General features: G+C 32.7%; 17 protein-coding genes and 2 rRNA genes. 3 read left to right on the top strand and 16 right to left on the bottom strand.

The genetic code is table 11. From position 1 onward, the window contains the following. Positions 1-30 precede the first annotated feature (30 nt). Positions 31-1956 carry an endonuclease MutS2 gene (locus tag QZU90_RS02390; protein WP_296855335.1) on the top strand — a complete coding sequence of 642 codons (1926 nt, stop codon included), beginning with the start codon at positions 31-33 and terminating at the stop codon, positions 1954-1956. A 496-nt stretch (positions 1957-2452) separates the two neighbouring features. Here QZU90_RS02390 and QZU90_RS02385 read toward each other — a convergent pair whose 3' ends face one another. Together QZU90_RS02385 and QZU90_RS02380 are read right to left on the bottom strand one after the other, a co-directional pair. Next, the gene (locus QZU90_RS02385; RefSeq protein WP_295604900.1) at positions 2453-3391 is read right to left on the bottom strand and encodes an alpha/beta hydrolase; all 939 of its coding nucleotides are present in this window, start codon (positions 3389-3391) and stop codon (positions 2453-2455) included. A 181-nt stretch (positions 3392-3572) separates the two neighbouring features. Further along, positions 3573-3866 (bottom strand): hypothetical protein, encoded by a 294-nt coding sequence (locus QZU90_RS02380; protein WP_296855333.1) that lies wholly within the window; start codon positions 3864-3866, stop codon positions 3573-3575. A 657-nt stretch (positions 3867-4523) separates the two neighbouring features. Here QZU90_RS02380 and QZU90_RS02375 point away from each other — a divergent pair. Together QZU90_RS02375 and QZU90_RS02370 are read left to right on the top strand one after the other, a co-directional pair. Next, positions 4524-5333, top strand: coding sequence for a zinc ribbon domain-containing protein (locus tag QZU90_RS02375; protein WP_296855331.1), 810 nt, complete (start codon positions 4524-4526; stop codon positions 5331-5333). Between the two features lie 96 nt (positions 5334-5429). Then, complete coding sequence (locus QZU90_RS02370; protein WP_295604892.1) at positions 5430-5867, top strand: hypothetical protein; 438 nt, start codon at positions 5430-5432, stop codon at positions 5865-5867. A 48-nt stretch (positions 5868-5915) separates the two neighbouring features. Here the strand turns inward: QZU90_RS02370 and QZU90_RS02365 are convergent, their stop codons facing one another. The 14 genes from QZU90_RS02365 to QZU90_RS02300 all read right to left on the bottom strand — a co-directional run. Continuing rightward, positions 5916-6185 carry a hypothetical protein gene (locus QZU90_RS02365; RefSeq protein WP_295604890.1) on the bottom strand — a complete coding sequence of 90 codons (270 nt, stop codon included), beginning with the start codon at positions 6183-6185 and terminating at the stop codon, positions 5916-5918. A 53-nt stretch (positions 6186-6238) separates the two neighbouring features. Continuing rightward, on the bottom strand, positions 6239-6946 hold the full coding sequence (locus tag QZU90_RS02360) for a zinc ribbon domain-containing protein (RefSeq protein WP_296855330.1): 708 nt from the start codon (positions 6944-6946) through the stop codon (positions 6239-6241). Positions 6947-7139: 193 nt separating this feature from the next. Further along, complete coding sequence (locus tag QZU90_RS02355; protein WP_296855329.1) at positions 7140-7928, bottom strand: sirohydrochlorin cobaltochelatase; 789 nt, start codon at positions 7926-7928, stop codon at positions 7140-7142. Between the two features lie 247 nt (positions 7929-8175). Further along, positions 8176-8814: a precorrin-8X methylmutase gene (locus tag QZU90_RS02350; protein ID WP_296855328.1), complete on the bottom strand. Its 639-nt coding sequence runs from the start codon at positions 8812-8814 to the stop codon at positions 8176-8178. Positions 8815-8885: 71 nt separating this feature from the next. Next, complete coding sequence (locus QZU90_RS02345; protein WP_296855327.1) at positions 8886-10238, bottom strand: cobyrinate a,c-diamide synthase; 1353 nt, start codon at positions 10236-10238, stop codon at positions 8886-8888. Beyond that, the gene (cbiE, locus tag QZU90_RS02340; protein WP_296855326.1) at positions 10231-11421 is read right to left on the bottom strand and encodes a precorrin-6y C5,15-methyltransferase (decarboxylating) subunit CbiE; all 1191 of its coding nucleotides are present in this window, start codon (positions 11419-11421) and stop codon (positions 10231-10233) included. Before cbiE ends, QZU90_RS02345 begins: the two co-directional genes overlap by 8 nt. Beyond that, a complete protein-coding gene (gene cobK, locus QZU90_RS02335; protein ID WP_296855325.1) occupies positions 11418-12170 on the bottom strand; it encodes a precorrin-6A reductase in 753 nt (250 codons plus the stop codon). The genes cbiE and cobK overlap by 4 nt, the downstream gene beginning before the upstream one ends. A gap of 119 nt (positions 12171-12289) precedes the next feature. Then, entirely contained in the window at positions 12290-13021 is a 732-nt protein-coding gene (cobJ, locus tag QZU90_RS02330) for a precorrin-3B C(17)-methyltransferase (protein ID WP_295604874.1), read from the bottom strand. Between the two features lie 145 nt (positions 13022-13166). Further along, positions 13167-14189, bottom strand: a complete 1023-nt coding sequence (locus QZU90_RS02325; protein WP_295604872.1) for a cobalt-precorrin 5A hydrolase — start codon at positions 14187-14189, stop codon at positions 13167-13169. Positions 14190-14236: 47 nt separating this feature from the next. Further along, complete coding sequence (cobM, locus tag QZU90_RS02320) at positions 14237-14992, bottom strand: precorrin-4 C(11)-methyltransferase (protein WP_295604870.1); 756 nt, start codon at positions 14990-14992, stop codon at positions 14237-14239. A 93-nt stretch (positions 14993-15085) separates the two neighbouring features. Beyond that, positions 15086-16225 carry a cobalt-precorrin-5B (C(1))-methyltransferase CbiD gene (gene cbiD / locus QZU90_RS02315; protein WP_295604868.1) on the bottom strand — a complete coding sequence of 380 codons (1140 nt, stop codon included), beginning with the start codon at positions 16223-16225 and terminating at the stop codon, positions 15086-15088. Between the two features lie 31 nt (positions 16226-16256). Then, positions 16257-16943: a precorrin-2 C(20)-methyltransferase gene (cobI, locus tag QZU90_RS02310; RefSeq protein ID WP_295604866.1), complete on the bottom strand. Its 687-nt coding sequence runs from the start codon at positions 16941-16943 to the stop codon at positions 16257-16259. A gap of 241 nt (positions 16944-17184) precedes the next feature. Further along, positions 17185-17306: ribosomal RNA gene (rrf, locus tag QZU90_RS02305) — 5S ribosomal RNA — on the bottom strand. 178 nt (positions 17307-17484) lie between these two features. Then, positions 17485-17742: ribosomal RNA gene (locus QZU90_RS02300) — 23S ribosomal RNA — on the bottom strand; the annotation flags it as partial.

The raw sequence follows: 17742 nt of genomic DNA, 5'->3' as shown, positions 1-17742 counted from the left end.
TTTCTCATATTCATAAAATGAGGTAATCGTATGGAAGGAGCACAATTACAAAACATTAAGGGAATTGGAGATAAATTATCCCAAAAGATCATCGATGAGTTAGGAGGGGAAGATGAATTAAATCAAGTTATTGAAAACCTTGATTTGGAAAGATTGATCAATATTGATGGAATCAGCCAAAGGAAAGCCATTGAAATAATGAATCAATTAATCGGAAATCCTGCTCAAAAATTCTTGAAAAGCGACAGGGCAATCCAACTTTACGAGGAAATCATTGAAAAGATTGTAAGCTATTCCAATACAAGCTATGCTAAAAACAGAATTTTGCTCCTTGCTCCTGTAAAAGATGAGGAAATCATCGAAGAACGATTGAATTTTGTAATGAATGCTAAAGAAAAAGTAAGCGAATTGCCTCTATATGAACTGGATAAGCTAATGAAACACTTGAGTGCACCAAAGCAATCCAAACCTAATTATGATGCAAGCAAAGCAATTCTCGTAGAAAGCCATGAAGATGCAGATTATTTAATGGATCTTGGATTGAACAGATACTACACAATATTGACTGCATCAGATTCACCATTCTTCCAGGAAGAATTGAGAGGATATGAATTGATTTATTACATTTACACTGAAGGATTCCTTGACTTGGGAGACATACCGAATCTAATCATGATAAACAAGGATGCTCCTATCTATCAACTTGTTCCTGAAGTTATTTTAGACTACTTCAAGGAAAACAGGGATTTATTTGAAAGAGTCTCAAAAATAAAAGCAATATTAGGTGAAGAAACTGTTCTTAATGACATTGGCCCAATACTTGATGAACTTGAATCCTATAAAACCAAAGAAGTGGATTTGGATGAAATTGTTAATAATGAGAAGAGATATATAGACCGTGAGTTGAAAGAAAGGATTCAAAACATTGACCTTGAAGGAGATGAAGTTCTCGATTTATTAAACAATGCTTTACCACCAAAACTAGAAGAAATATTTAACGAAATTTTAAGTAAATCAAAAGAAACTATCAAGTTAGAAAGTGGTATTGATTTTGACCCATTCATCAGGAAGTATCCGATTGAAATCGATGACATGGAAATGGAAAGGGTGAAGACTGAAATCCTATCAAATTCTGAAAACAATTATTTTGATAAGAAGAGCACTGCTGCAGAGCAATTGGCATCAATTAAGGAAGATGCTGAAAGGGAAGTCAGTGATATAATCAAGTTTGACTATGAATACGCTTTAGGCAGTTTTGCTTATCTTTATGACTTGAACAAGCCAGAATTTGCTGATGAATATGACCTTCATCAAGCATTGCACTTGAACTTATGCCTAAGGGAAAGGACAATCAAAGAAGGAATTCAAAGAGTGGATTATAAGTTGAATGAAGAGGAAAACATTGCACTCCTAACTGGAGCAAATAGTGGAGGTAAGACAACCCTTCTTGAGACCATCAGCCAAATAGCTATTCTTGGACAGATGGGACTTCCTGTTCCAGCTAAATCCGCCAAGATAAAACTATTGGATGAAATCTATCACTTTTCCAAAAAGAGATCATTGGATGCAGGTGCTTTTGAATCATTCCTCAATGTATTCATGCCAATCGTTACAAGTGATAGCGAGAAACTGGTTCTCCTTGACGAACTTGAAGGAATCACAGAATTGGAAGCAGCTGTAAAGATCATATCCAGTTTCATAGAAATGATTGAGGAAAGCAATTCCTTTGCAATAATCGTAACCCACATGGCAAATGAGCTAATGAAATACACAGACATCCGTATAGATGGAATCGAAGCTACAGGGCTCGATGAAAACTATAATCTTATTGTTGATAGGACACCTAAGATGAATTATTTGGCAAAAAGTACACCAGAATTAATTATAAAAAGAATGTATAACAATTCACCACCAGAACTCAAAAAGGTATATGGTAAGATATTGGAAAAGTTTTAGAATAAAAATTGTTTTAAAAATAGTAATTATCTAAAAAAAGTAATTATTTAAAATATTTATAAATAATAGATTTGAAAAAATCTAAAATTATAAATTTTTAAATATTGATATTTTGCCCGTATACTATACAAAATATAATGTACTTATAGCCCCTACACTAAAATATTTAATTTATAATACTTAAAAACACCGCAATATACCTAATAAAAATTATTACTTTAATTAACCAGTAATTATTAATAAGTTAAATAACTCAAAAAAATAGATTTTATTTGGCAATATATTATACAAAAAATATTTACTGCTTTTAACTTTCTCACCATAATCTGAAATTACATATTCATCAAATACATTACATTTTTAACATCAACACTCAAAGTTTGTTTTTAAAAATATTACATATTAACAGCAAAAATAGGCGAAAACTTTGAAAAAGTTAAAAGGGTATAATAATTATATGATTCTTAGGATATTAAATGACAAATTGATTTAAATCTCACTCATTTATAGTTTCAATCACACTTTTTACAAACTCTTTTTTCTTTTCATTATGGATTCCATGGCCGCAGTTGAAATATTCTACTCTAATATTTTTGATTAGGCCTGTTACCCGTTGAAGGTCTTCATCAGTCAGAGCCCCCATAATAATACCATCATCCCCAATTTTGGTATTTGCCTTCATGAATAATGTTTTGCAGTTTATTTCTGAAAGTAGTTTGCTGTAATTGATGTTGCAGTTGAATGTGTCGTTGTAGAAGTTCTCTCCAAAGTAAGGATCATATTGCTCCATACCGTTGAATGCTTCTAGGAATTTTTTAGGCCAAAATCTGATTTTCAGTGGCTTGTCAGGATGTTTTTTCCTATATTTCAGTGCAGATGTTCCGGATTTGTTTCTGATTTTTTCCCTTGAATTTTCAGGAAAGAAATTCCACATGTACTGATTCATGAAGTAATAGTACACAAAATCCTCTTCTTCATCTTGATTGATGAAATTGTGACAAATCGTTGAAAGATCATTATAGTTGTAATAATTGAACCTTTTTTCGCCAACACTTGAAAAAAGTGGAGGGTCTTCAAGTATCAGATTATCGCAAACATTTGATTTTGAAGCGATATAGCAGGCAATAAGACCTCCGGAGGAATGACCCAATATAGATATTTTTTCATCAGTTTTATATTGAATAAATTCGATTAAATCATCACCCTGGCTGATTATATTGTATTTTTCCTTGTTATGAGCACTTTTACCATGTCCATAGCAATCAATTATAATTAAATGAAATTTTTTGGACAAATCTTTGATTACACCGGAATAGCTACTTGAGTTTGCACTTTGGGCATGTATTATCAAGAGTATAGGATTGTTGCTGTCAGCTTCATAATAGTTGATTATGTTATTGTCATATGTTTTGTATTGGTAATTTTCAAGTTTCATTATCATTTACCTCATGGTTTAATATTATTTGCTTTGAATCTGAAGTTCATCATATATTGCATTCAAATGTTCATTTATAAACTCGATTTTTTATGTCAAAAATATTACATTAACACCATATTGTTTTGTCAGATAATCACCTATTCAATATATTGAATAATACGATTATCATCAATTACTGTTAACCGCCGGTTTTTTGAATTGGAATTTTATTGACTAAAGCTATTTTCAGTTTATTCTGAATCCATACTGCAAGGAATATTGAAGGATATGACAATATCCAAAGACACAGAATAGTTAAATAAACATTTGTTCCTATTAAAGGATTAAGTAAAAGGAAATAAATTTGCATAAACGGACAATTCAGCAGATAAATATTCATGGAACGGGATTCGCAAAAATTATAAAATCTTGACTGATTGAGCTTATCAGAAAAGGAAGTTCTTGAAACTGCCATAAATATGAAATAAAACAATGCTGCCCCTGAAATATCCCTAATATAATAAACAACAGTATTATCAATATTTGAATAAATAATTAACCCCAATACTGCAAACAAAGCTAATGAGATTATGTAGTATATTTTTGAATTCCATTTCTCAATTTTTTCATTGAAATGATATAATAAAATTCCAACAAAAAAAACAATAAAAAAGGACCGGATTCTGCTATACAATAATAATGAATATCTGATAAAAATAATTCAATGCATGCTACAGCAATAACTGTTAAAGTACCCGCCACAATCAATTTTTTTCCATCCAAAAGATTTCTTATAATAATGAAAAATAATGTTGCCTGTATACTAACTCTCTTGCTTCACAGGTAGTTTACCCTTTCCTCCACGAGTAACCCTCGAAACAGGCAGCCTATCTAATGCTGGGTTTCTCCTAATCATCGACAGCTAAAGCTTCCCTCATAGAAGGACCATAGGCATCAGTCATAAATATGATGCGACAATATAATTTTTATTTAAAATTGTATATATAATTTTGTAAAAAGGATTAAATTTATTAAATTTATATTAGAAAATCTTTTCAAAAACAATATAAATCAAAAAGCATAAAATATTTCATAAGTAAAGTAATGTCAAATTTTCTAGATTACTTTTAAAATTGTATTGGGGGATTCTATGATAAAATGTTCCAAATGCGGAAAGGAAAACGTTGATGATGCTATTTTTTGTGCAGATTGTGGAACTAAATTAGATAATGGCCCATCTGCTCTAAGCACTGATATTGAAACAGATGATTCTAGTTCAGATAGTATTTGGTCTCTTTTTAAAATAAGAAAGGTGGATGAATCTGAAACATTCAGTGCACGTTTTAAAAAACACCCTGTTTTATATATTTGTTGTGTTTTTCCATTAATTTTTATATTGGTGATTTCAATAGCTAGCGATGCAAATCTTTTCATTAAAGGATTGCATCCAGCAGATTATGAAACCAATTATCCTGATGAATTTAATAATCTGGACCTTAATGATGATGGCAAATTAGAATTCAATGAAGTGAATCACATTGTCTCACATACACCACAAGATATGCTATATGATCTATTTAGAAAGTCGGATAAGGATGAAAATGGCTATTTGACTGGTTATGAATTTGATGTGTATCAATCTAAAGCCAACGGCAATGTATATGAAGCAGACTATCGAAGATTAATGGAAGAAATGGAAAGAAATGCTTCAAAGAATAAAGGTGGCAGAGATTACAGTTCAGGAAATTCTAAAGCTACAAACAGCCTTAATAAACTAGAATCTGATAGAAAAGAAGGTTATGTATTGACTTGCCCATACTGTGGAAGCGAATCAATATATGAAATTGATGGATATTATAGATGTGCTGAATGCGGCAATTCCATCTATGACCCAGATGATCTGGAATTAGGATATGCTGAAGGATACATGGAGTTGTTAGTTCCGATATCGTCATATTAGTGCAATTAATTTTTCAATAAAAATAGTTTTAATAAATGCAAACAATCATATACTATAAGATACCATTATCATACATATAATATTAGGAGATTAAACATGACTGACATTGCAAGAATAGTTATTTTTAAAAAAGAAAATGGAGAAGAGTTTACCTTTGATGACAAATATGTCCAATTAACTTCTTTAGAAAACAAAATGTTAATATTTAAATTTGAAGCTTCTCAAGATATATTAAAAGAAGGAGCAGAATTTTTCAACACATTCAACACTTATGAACAGATTAAAGTGGATATTGGAGGAACTGGAGAGATCCCATGTTATATGAAAAGCTTATCACCTATTGTAGGCAGAGGCCCTAAAAAAACAAATGGAGAACATTTAAATGGTATTTTCACATTATCCCTCCAGCAAATAGTCGCAGCTCCAGATCCAGAGGAAGAGCAAAACTGCTTAAACTGCGCTTTATCACAGAATGGAGTTTGTTCCATTAAGGATAATGATGAAATAACAAGCTGTGATGATTTTAAAAAATAGAATAGCGGTTAAATGAAATGTGAAATAATCATTTTTCACAACCACCCATTATTTTTTATGAAACTCCTTAACCTCTAAGGATTCCACTTCATCAAGGAAAATCCAAGTGATCCATTCACCTCTTCGAAGTTCAATCAAAAGATGAATCCCATTTCTACCATAATCAGAACCATCCATATCACATTGGACAATACTAACCTGTTCACATCTTGTTCTAACACTATTTACATTCACAATACAATCCATATAATAATCCAAGCCATCTTGAAATGGATTATTATTGGTTTCTATCTCATTAATGACATCCATTACTTCCATATTTCAACCCCCTAAACATACTATGAAATCACTCTCAACCTTCTTAAAAAAAATTAAAAGGAATAATTGAAATTTTTCTCCAAATACGCCTTAACCCTTTCATTTAAGTCTGCAAGTTCCGGATCATACTCAACTAATTTCAAATTCAAGTCATTGTTAATTTTGAAAATCAATAAATCATCTTCATTAGGCCCAATTGCAAATAATCTATCAAGAATTCTGTTTGCCTTTTCAAAATCATCTTCCAAAAAGCAAATGTGCATTGAATAGATATAATGCTCATTTTCAAATGGATATGCATCATGTTCCTTTTGAAGATACTCCTTAGCCTTTTCAATCTCTTCTTTTTCAATGTATATCTTAGCTATTCGGGAATATACTCCCATATATCTTGGATTAATTTCAGCTAATCTCTCATACTGTCTTAAAGACTTATCAATCTCGCCTAAGAATGCATAATTCTCAGCCAAAAGAAAATTTACCTCTTCAACTTGAGGCCAATCCTCCAATATCCTTTCAGAATATTCCGTTGATTTTTTAAAATTATCCTTATCCAAGTATTCAAGAGCCTTCTCCTTAAGATCCTGATACTTCTTGAAGCCTTCAAATGGCAAAAGTTCCGTTCCGCAGTCTGAACATACATCTCCACCATCATTAATTTCCTTAAAGCATTTTGGACAAAACTTTTTAGGGTAGGCACCACAGAATGGACAGAAATCAAATTCATCTGAATACTTATTGCCACATGCATTACACTTCATACTATCACCCTTTAAATCATTCTTTTTTAAATATTTTCAATCATAATTAGCAAATAAAATATAGAAACGATAGTATTTAAAGTTAATGAATTGAAAAAAAGTTAGTGAAAAAAGTTCTTAAAACTAGAGTTTGCGGAATAAAAAAAGAATAAAAAAATAATTATGAAAAAATAAAAAAAGAAAGAAAGATGATTTAATTTAAACCATCAATTGCATTTTGAACATGCTTAATGTAAACATCTCTAATGTCTTTAGATTGAGCGAGTCCTTCAATTACACATTCAACTTCATAGCCTTCGGATGCAAACATTGATTTCCAGGAATCATCTTCATCCCCTGCCATGTCGTTTTGAGCATGGTCTCCAGCTACAACCATTAAAGGCTTGAGCACTATCTTCTTGTAGTCCCCTTCCTTTACCATAGCCAAGACATCATCATAGTCAGGTTTTGCTTCAACAGTTCCGATATAATAATTATCGAATCCTTTATCCTTTAGCATTCCTTGCAATTTGGTGTAAACAATATTACTTTCTGCAGGAGAACCGTGACCCATGAATACAACTGCAGTATCGTCATCATAATCTCCTTTAGAGGTGATGCTTGCAATCAGGTCTTCAAAGTCTTCATCAGAGATTAATAAAGGTTCTGCAATTGGAATGTTTTCAAACTTGTCAATGTATTTGTCTACAGTATCCTTGATCTTGAAATGGTATTCAGTACCGTTCATGATGTGAGTTGGTTGAATGATAACAGTCTTTACACCATCAGCCAATGCTCTTTCCAATGCTTCTTCCACATTGTCAATAGCCAAATCATCACGTTTTTTCAAAATGTTTATAACCATTTGGCTTGTGAATGCTCTTCTCATTTCATAATCAGGAAATGCTTCATCAATGTCCTTTTCGATAGCTCCAATGGTAAGAGCACGGTTATTGTTATAAGAAGTACCAAAACTTACTACTAAAATAATCTTATCAGCCATAATATCATCCTAAAAAATAAAAAATATTTCATTTTATTGATTAAATAAATCAAATTAAATTTTTTAAAGAAAAATTTAACATTACTAAATTATACTTTATTTAAAGAAATATTTAAAAATATTGATTAAAAATAATTAATGAAATGAAAAAAGAATTAAAAAAGAAGGAAAAATAAGATTCATGAAATTTCATGAAATGAAAATAATAAAAAATGAGAAATTAAAGATAAAATTAAAAAAATAAAAGCTATTTATTTTGATCTCTTAGCATGTACAATAATGCATTTGAAATAGCCGCTGCAACATTACTTCCACCTTTACGTCCACGAGCAACGATGTAAGGAACATCACATTGCATAATCAACTCTTTTGATTGGACTACATTAACAAATCCTACTGGAACTCCTATGATGAGTTCAGGATTGAGTTTTCCTTCTTGAATCAATTCATATAATCGAATCAAAGCGGTTGGAGCGTTTCCTATTGCAAAAATCAAAGGTTTATCCAAACTTGCTGCCTTATCCATGGAAGTTCTTGCACGTGTAGATCCATTCTTTTTTGCAATGTCTCTAACATCATCATCACTCATAAAGCAGAAGACTTCGCCACCATGCTTCTTAAGCTCTGCCTTATTGATTCCTGCCTTTGCCATATTTGTGTCAGTAACAATGCAAGCACCATTCTTAATTGCTTCCAATGCCTTATCGACTACATCTTCTGAAAAGCATAAGTTATCTACATAATCAAAATCAGCAGCAGTGTGAACTGCTCTTTTAATAATTGGCGCTAATTTAGGGTCAATTTCATGAGGAAGTTCAGATTCAATGATTTCCATACTCCTGCTTTCAATTTCAGCAGGTTCAACTTGTTCTAATTCAATTTTCATACTATCACTTCAATTTTACAATGAATAACTACTAAATTACATAATTAATTAACTACTAATAAATATAAATTTTAACCTTTCCATTTCCTTGCATTATCCACAAAAGACTTTGCAAAATCAGGATTTGCAGGAAGATAAATATGTGGGAAACCTGCATAAAGACTGTCAGAACCGTGACAGCAAAGATATTCCAAACCATTGGATGCCTTTTTAGCCATAAATGCTTCTCCACAGTTTTCACTATCATAATAATGGAATTCATGCACTCTGATGCTATCATCCTTTTTGCATAAGAGATTATCTTCCAAAGCAGTGATTTCAATATAGCCAAATCTTTGCAATTTGTCGGTTTTTATACAATTCCCCTTGATAAATCCAACCATAGGGATTTCTTCAATGGAATCATGCAAATACATGAAACCTCCACATTCAGCTATTGTAGGAATTCCCCTTTCTATTATGTCTTTAATTTCATCACATAATTTCCTATTTTTAGACAATTCTTCGGTATATAGTTCAGGATAACCTCCACATAAATATAATCCAGAAATATCTTTAGGAAGCTCTTCATCTTCCAATGGGCTGAAATAGACTACTTCACATCCTAAATCTTCCAATATTTCAATGTTTTCCTTATACATAAAGCAAAAGGCATTATCACGAGAAACTGCTATTCGAGTTTTAGCTTCGTTGTAATCAGTTTTGCTGCTTTGAATCAACTCTTTAAAATCATCACTTGCTTCAAGGACTGGAGCTGATTTAGCCAATTCAAACAATCCATCCAAATCAATGTATTTCTCTGCCAATTCCCTAAGACCATTTATTTTCTCTTTAATGTCTTCAATTTCATCTGCAGTGATCAATCCTAAGTTTCTGCTTCCAATGGAATACTTCTCTTCTCTAGGCAAGAAACCATAGGCCTTAATGCCTTCTTTTTGGACAATATCCCTTAAAAGAGGATACAACATAGGAGAAATCCCATTGAATATTACTCCTTCAACCATGCTTTCTTCCTTGAATTCCTTGAAACCTTTTATGATTGCTGCTGCAGAATTGCTCATTCCTTTAGCATCAATAATAAGAACTGCAGGAGCTTTAATGGATTTAGCAACTTCCCAAGCACTTGCTCTGCCTTCAACACCGATTCCATCATAAAAGCCCATAGCTCCTTCAATTATGCTTAAGTCCTTACCGCAATTTCTAATGAATTGGTCACATAACATTTGCTCAGTTGAAAAGTAAGGATCCAAATTATGAGTCTCTACATTAAAGACCTTACGATGGAACATTGGGTCAATATAATCAGGACCTGATTTGAAGGAAGCGATTTCCAAACCTCTATTTTGGAATGCTGCAAGCAAAGCCATAGTTATTGTTGTCTTTCCACAGTTACTGTTGGTTCCTGAAATCAAAATTCTATTCATGAGCACCACTTCCACTAATAATGAATATAGGATTTTGAGCCATTAGCATATGCAAGTCACCGATTTGTCTGCCTTTTGAAACTGCAACTTGAACAATATCCCCATTTATTCCAACATTCTTTAAGGATTCCAATCCAGCCATTGCACTTTCAATAGTCACTGCAGTTATGACAAATTTCATTTTATCATTAATTCCATAAAGATAACTGACAATTTCTCCCATATTTCCAGAGCTTCCTCCAATAAATGCCACATTCGGAACAGGCAAATCCTTTAGGCATTCTGGTGCCAATCCACATAGCGCCTCCACATTATCCAAGTGGAACTTTTGGCAATTTTGATTTAACAATGCAATTGCCTCTTCATTCTTGTCAAAGGCATAAACCTTTCCTTCATATGCTGAAAACGCCATTTCAATTGTTACAGAACCGGTTCCACAGCCAATATCATAAGCCACATCATCAGGATTAATTGATAGCTTAGACAAGCATACAGCTCGAACTTCTGACTTTGTCATTGGGACTTTTCCTCTAATGAATTCATCATCTGGAATTCCAGTTCTGATTCTTGAATCAAAATCAGGATTTTCTATAATCAAAACAGTTAGAGAACTGAATTCCATTCCAGCCAAATTAGCTATCTTGGATTCTTGAATGGACTCTTCATCTGAGCCCAAATTCTCACCAATCCAAACCTTCAAATCACCGAATCCATATTTAACCAATTCTTTCTGCAATTCTGGAATATTTTTGCCTGTTAAAGCAAAAGTGTACCTATTTCTTCGAACTGATGAAACAATATTAGTATCAAGCCCATGACAGCTTATCAAATTTGCATCTTTCCAAGGAAGACTGCATTTTGCAAAAAAGTATGATACAGAGGATATTCCAGAAACTAAATTAGGATTATAATCCGTTAAGACATCCAATAATTTCTCAGCTGCACTATAAAAGCCAACATCTCCAGAAACTAGGATAGCTATTTTTTCTGCATCTGTCTTTTCTATTATCTCAAGTATATCATCAGATAAATAAGCATTATAACTAGGTTTTTTCATGTGAGAAAACTCATTGATTAATCGTTTAGCCCCTAATAAAATATCGGCTTCAATAATCAACTCCAAAGCTTCAGCAGTGATGGTTTTTTCACTCATACCCATTCCAATAATATTGATTTCCTTCATAAGCATTTACTCCTAATGGTGTCTTTAGCTTCTTCTACACTAATACCCTCTTCATTAACTAATCTGGATAAAACGACAACTTCCATGCCACATTCCTTTGCAGCATCTGTCTTTTCTAAAAAACCTCCAACATTACCAGATTCTTTAGTTATAAGTATGCCTGCACCAATTTCCTTGAATTGTGCCATATTGAATTCCTTAGAAAAAGGACCTTGCATTCCGCAAAGGTTTTTCATAGGGTAACCTAATTCAAGGCATTGCTTCATTCCTTCTGGTGAAGGCAACATTCTTAAATAAACCCTTTCCTGGAAGTTTTCCACCTCTGTTAACGCAGGAGCCTCTTTCGCCCCCATTGAAGAAAAAATCAATCCTTCAGTAGTGTTAAGATAATCAATCAATTCTTCCATACTGGATACTTTTACAGCATCTTCAATCTCAATTGATTCTCTTAAGACTCTAATGTATTCAATATTCTGTTCCTCACAAATCTCCTTAATGTGTTTGCTGATTTCTGTAGCATAAGGATGTGTAGCATCAAAAACAAATTCCGTCTTCTCTTCTTCAAATAGTTTTCTCATAGGGTCAGGCTTTAATCTTTTAGGCTGAACAATGACAGGAGGTTCATATTCCAATACTTTCTCCCCGTATTCTGTAGCAACACAAACTATAGCAGGAATCTTATTTTGAGATAAGAATTCAGTTAATAAACGTCCTTCAGTAGTTCCTCCAAATAAAACAATTTTGTGCATATCCACACCTCTAATTAAGAGAACTCATTAGTTAAATAATATTCTAATTTGATAATTTATTAATTAATATAATAATTATAACTTTTATAAATTTTTATCCTTTTATAAATTTATATCATTTATACACCTTTATAACCTCTAGGTGTTACCATTTTATCATCAATGACTTTTGTATTGGCATTTCCAATGAAAACTGTGGTAAACATATCCACTTCTGTGTCCTTAAGCTCTAAAAGGTTAGTGATATGATATTCTTCACCATCTCTACCGATGTTTCTAACATATCCACAAATAGTGTCTTCACCTTTGAATTTCAATAAGATTTCACATGCCTTTTTCAAGTAATCCTTTCTTTTATGACTTGAAGGATTATAAAGGCAAATACAGAAATCTCCTTCACCAGCTAATGCCAATCTTTTTTCAATCAATTCCCAAGGGGTTAATAAATCTGATAAACTGATTACAGCAAAGTCATGACCTATTGGAGCACCTAAAACTGCAGATCCACTTAAAACAGCACTAATACCTGGAACAATATCAATTTCAACATCAGGATAGTCAACTGAGAGTTCATAGACCAGACCTGCCATACCATACACTCCAGCATCTCCACTGCAGACTACAGATACTGCATTTCCCTCTGCTGCCTTTTCCAATGCCATCTTACAACGGTCCACCTCTTTTGTCATTCCAGTGTACAAATACTCTTTTTCAGGCAAGTACTCTTCTACAAGTTCTACATATTTTTTATAACCTACAATCAAATCTGAATCCTCAAGAGTCTCTTTAGCAGCAATGCTAAGGTATAACTCATTTCCAGGACCAATACCCACTACAGATACACATTTCATAAATTATTTCCTCCAATAGACACCTTATGATTTTAATATTATTATTAAATTATAATTATGAATTAACTTTTATTGAATATATTAAATTATTAAATTATATTATTATTGAATTATATTATTATTGAATTATATTATTATTGAATTATTATTCCCAAGAAATATTTGGGTCATTTATTGCTAAAGCAACAGTCACACCTGCTCCATCACAAGTGTCTTTACTCCTAATCAATTTTCCATTGCTTTCCATAATTGCGGAACGTTCACAGACATTATCCACTTCCACAACACTTTTAACAAATTCAGACTTTGTAAAGTCTCCTTCAAGACTGTTTAGTTCCTCTGCACTATAAGTATTAAATGGCAAATCATATTTCTTAGCAAATTCTAAGATTCCTTTTTCATTAGCCTTTTTATCAATGCTTGCCAAAGCATTTATAGACAAAATATGATAATTTTCACTTTTCAATATATTTAAAATGGAGCTTTCTACCGATTCAAAGCTTATGTCTTTTCTACATCCAATGCCAACTGTAATGATTTGTGGGACTAATAATAATGTATCATTCTTACGTTCATTTTCTAAATCTTTATGAGTGATTATCACATCGTATCCTACATTGGAATCTTCTAAATCATTAAGATAAACATTCTTAGGCAAATTTCCTTGAATGGGATAATCTGATTTGACATGTACAGATTCTCCCTTTAGTAACTTAGATGAAACCAATTTAATGCATTGCGGATTTAAAATCTGTAATCCCTGACTTTTTGCCCAAGTATCCACTGCAAATACCTTATTGATATCAGTGGCAGTTGTGATTACTGGAATAGAACCTAAATCCTCAGCTATTTGAAGTGCCAATTCATTAGCTCCCCCAATATGTCCAGAGAGAATAGGTATAGAAAACTGTCCCAATTCATCCACTACAACTACAGCAGGATCTTTTGTTTTTGTCTTGATGTAGGGAGCGATTGCCCTAAGTGCTATTCCTATTGCACCTATGAAAATTAAGGCATCATTAGTAGAGAAATGTTCCTCTGTCCAAGTGGACAAAGCTCCTTTTCCACACCTAGCAAAATCCACATCATTAGCTTCAGATAATGAATTTGATAATTTATATGCAATTTCCATACCATTATCTGTAAACGCAATAATTGATACTTTCATTCTTAACCTCACAGATTCAAGCATATTAGCTTGAAATTACTACAAATTTATTTTTTAGCTTGTCTGAATTCTGTTGAAAAATCATCAGCATAAAGACGTGATAAGGAATATTCACTGTCTAAAACATCTCCAACAATTATTAAAGCTGTTTTTGTAATGTTGTTTTCCTTTGCAGTTTCATATAATGTTCCAACAGTACAACGCATAACCTTTTCATCTGGCCAGGTTGCCTTATAAACGATTGCTGCAGGAGTGTTTTCAGTATATTTTCCTTTTACAAGCTCTTTAGATAAGTCCTTAAGGAGACCGGTACTTAAGAAAATAACCATAGTTGCCCCATGTTCTGCAAATGATGCAATGCTTTCTTTTTCTGGAACTGGAGTTCTACCGGCCATACGAGTGATTATTACACTTTGGCTAACATCAGGCAAGGTATATTCTGCTTTCAATGCTGCCGCTGCACCACAAAAGCTTGAAACTCCAGGGCAAACATCATAGGAAATTCCTTCTTCGTCTAAACGGTCCATCTGTTCACGGATTGCACCATAAATACTTGAATCACCAGTGTGCAAACGGACAGTCATCTTATTTTCCTTTTCAGCTTCAAACATCTTTTCCAAGACTTCATCTAAAGTCATTTTAGCACTGTCATAAATTTCACATGAATCCTTAGCATAATTTAACAAATCAGGATTGACTAATGAACCTGCATATATTATTACATCTGCTTCCTTTAGGAGTTCTGCTCCCCTTATAGTTATTAAATCAACAGCTCCACTTCCTGCTCCAACAAAATGAATCATTATTTATTCCTCCATAATTTCAAATAATCATCAAATAAACATTCTTATAAATAAAATTTTGATAAATAAACCTTCTTTAAAGTTAGTTAATTTTTATTTTTTCCATAATCTTTTAAGATCATCTACATTTTCACTTTCAAATAAAACTCCAGAATACTCTCCCGTATTTGCAAAGCATATGAATCCAACATTGATGTCATCTGGAACTCTTCTATCAATATTATGTTGTATTCTCTCATTTAAGATTTCCATAGTCTTATCCAATAAGTCATTTTCATATAGGATATCCAATACTGCATTAGTAGTTACACATTTTTGAATCTCTTTTAGGATTTCAATATTTGCACCTGCATCCAACGCACAGGACAATAGTGTTTCTATCCTACCATCACCATTATGTGAGTGGGTGTTAAACATTCCTATTCCCAGTTTTACAAATTTGCCTATATGGCCAACTAAAAGAATATTCTTGAACCCAAATTCAACAGAACTATCCAATGCAACATCAATGAAATTACTGCACATTATTCCAGGTTTTGTTGATAAATTCAAATCCTCTTCTGTGAACTTTTTACCAAAATTACCTAAGAATATAAGTATGGACTCATTGCTTTCTGCAGCAATGACACTTATTTCAACTTTAATTGAATCGGCTAATGCCTTGGCACTCATTGGCTCAACAATACCTGTTGTACCCAAAATTGAAATGCCCCCAACTATACCTAATTCAGGGTTGAAAGTTTTCTTTGCTATTTCTTCACCCTCCGGTACAGAAATTAAAACATGAAAGCCTCCACTATAATTAAATTGCATCGCCAATTCATTTAATGAATCCTTTATCATTTTTCGAGGAACAGAGTTTATAGCAGACATACCAACTGGCTGATCTAACCCACCTTTGGTTACTTTTCCAACTCCTTTTCCCCCTTCAATAATAATTTCTGAAGAATCAGGCAATAAAGCCACTTTGGAAGATACCAATATTCCATTAGTGATGTCAGGGTCATCACCGCCATCCTTTTCAATAGAACAGCTTGCAACATTATCATTAAACTGAGGGTTTAAAACATCTATTATGAGATCAGTTTGATTAGGTGTTGTGATTGCTACAGAATCCATTGATTCCTGTTTAAAGAGCATTGCCACAGCCGCCTTAGAAGCTGCCGCTGCACATGTCCCTGTTGTATAACCGCAACGCAATAATTTTTGATTAACCAAACGTTTTTCTGCCATATGAAATCCCCAATAAAACTAATGAGTTAAATTACTTTACAACGACGATAGTGAAATATCCCATATTTTCATCAAATTCATCTAAAGAATTATAGATCTTTTCATTTTCCAAACCACAGTTTTCAACTGCATAGACATTATCCTGAAGATTTAATTCCCTCAATGTTTCGATTAATTTAGGCACTGACCTACCTATTTTCATCAGTACCTTAGAACCAGGCATTTGTAAAGCTTCCTTTAAGTCTATTCCTGTTGCAGGAATAATATGTAAAGGATCATTCATTGTAGTCAATCCGATCCTTAATTTAGATGCTGAAGCACAAAAGCTTGTTACTCCTGGAATGACCTCTACATCATAATCTTTTTCCAATAATTGGTCCATTGTATATGCAAATGTTGAGAAGATAGTTACATCACCTAAATTTAACATGGCTACATCTTCACCTTCATCAAGAACCTTAGCAATTGATTCTGCAGCATTTTTATGACTTTCAGCTAAAATGTCCTTATCCTTAGTCATTGGAAACTCTAAAAACATTATTTCCTTTTGGGATAAATCTGTTGCTTGAGATACAATTGATAATGCCAATGAATCACCAGTTCCTGTATGAGGTGTTGCTATATATTTGCACTCTGATATAATATTCATTGCCTTTACAGTGATTAACTCAGGATCTCCTGGCCCAATACTTACTCCGTATAATGTTCCCTTTTCCATTTTAAAACCTTTATTATCTGTTAAAAAAATAATTATTGAAAATAATTGTAAATTAAAATTAATTTAATATCAAATAAACTATATTCATTGCAATAACCTTTTAAAAAAAGTTAAAAAATATAATGAACTTTAATTAATTTAATACTGTAATTAAAAAATATGTTATTGAAAATATATAAATATACTCTCAATTATAGTTTAATAAATTAAAAAAATATTTGAAGAAATAAAGATAAAAAAAGGCTGGCAGCTAAATGAAATTCCCATAGACCGAAACCCATAGTACACAAACAAAACGCGAAAAGACTTAACTTCTGGGATCGAAACGAGACCAGGTGTAACCCCATCGCTATGACCGCCAAACCTATATGATTATGAAGAATCAAGACATAATTTGACTCATAAAATAAATGATCTTAAATAAACGTACATTTTCACCCAAACTGAATACACCAAACCGAATCCTAACTGCCCATTACATAAAAGTAATAAACACATAGGAATTCAAATTAACTAAATATTTTCCTTAAGTAATAAAAAGAAAATAAAGCAAGCGAACAATTGGAAGCAGCGGACTAAACAACTCGGAAAAAAACCTCGAAGCTCACATCCCTACCCCATCAAACGAGTCTTCTACTCGCGTCCTAAGCAATCTATTTTCAGGGGACACCTCAGGCTTAGATGCTTTCAGCCTTTATCGTCCAGTGCGTAGCTGCCCAGCAATGCCTTATCAGACAACTGGTAAACCAGAGGCACCGACAACTCGTTCCTCTCGTACTGGAGCCACCTTCCCCTCAGA

Origin of the sequence: uncultured Methanobrevibacter sp. (assembly GCF_902784195.1) — an archaeon.
In the GTDB taxonomy this organism is placed as follows: domain Archaea; phylum Methanobacteriota; class Methanobacteria; order Methanobacteriales; family Methanobacteriaceae; genus Methanobrevibacter.
This window is presented reverse-complemented; position numbering and strand designations above follow the sequence as displayed.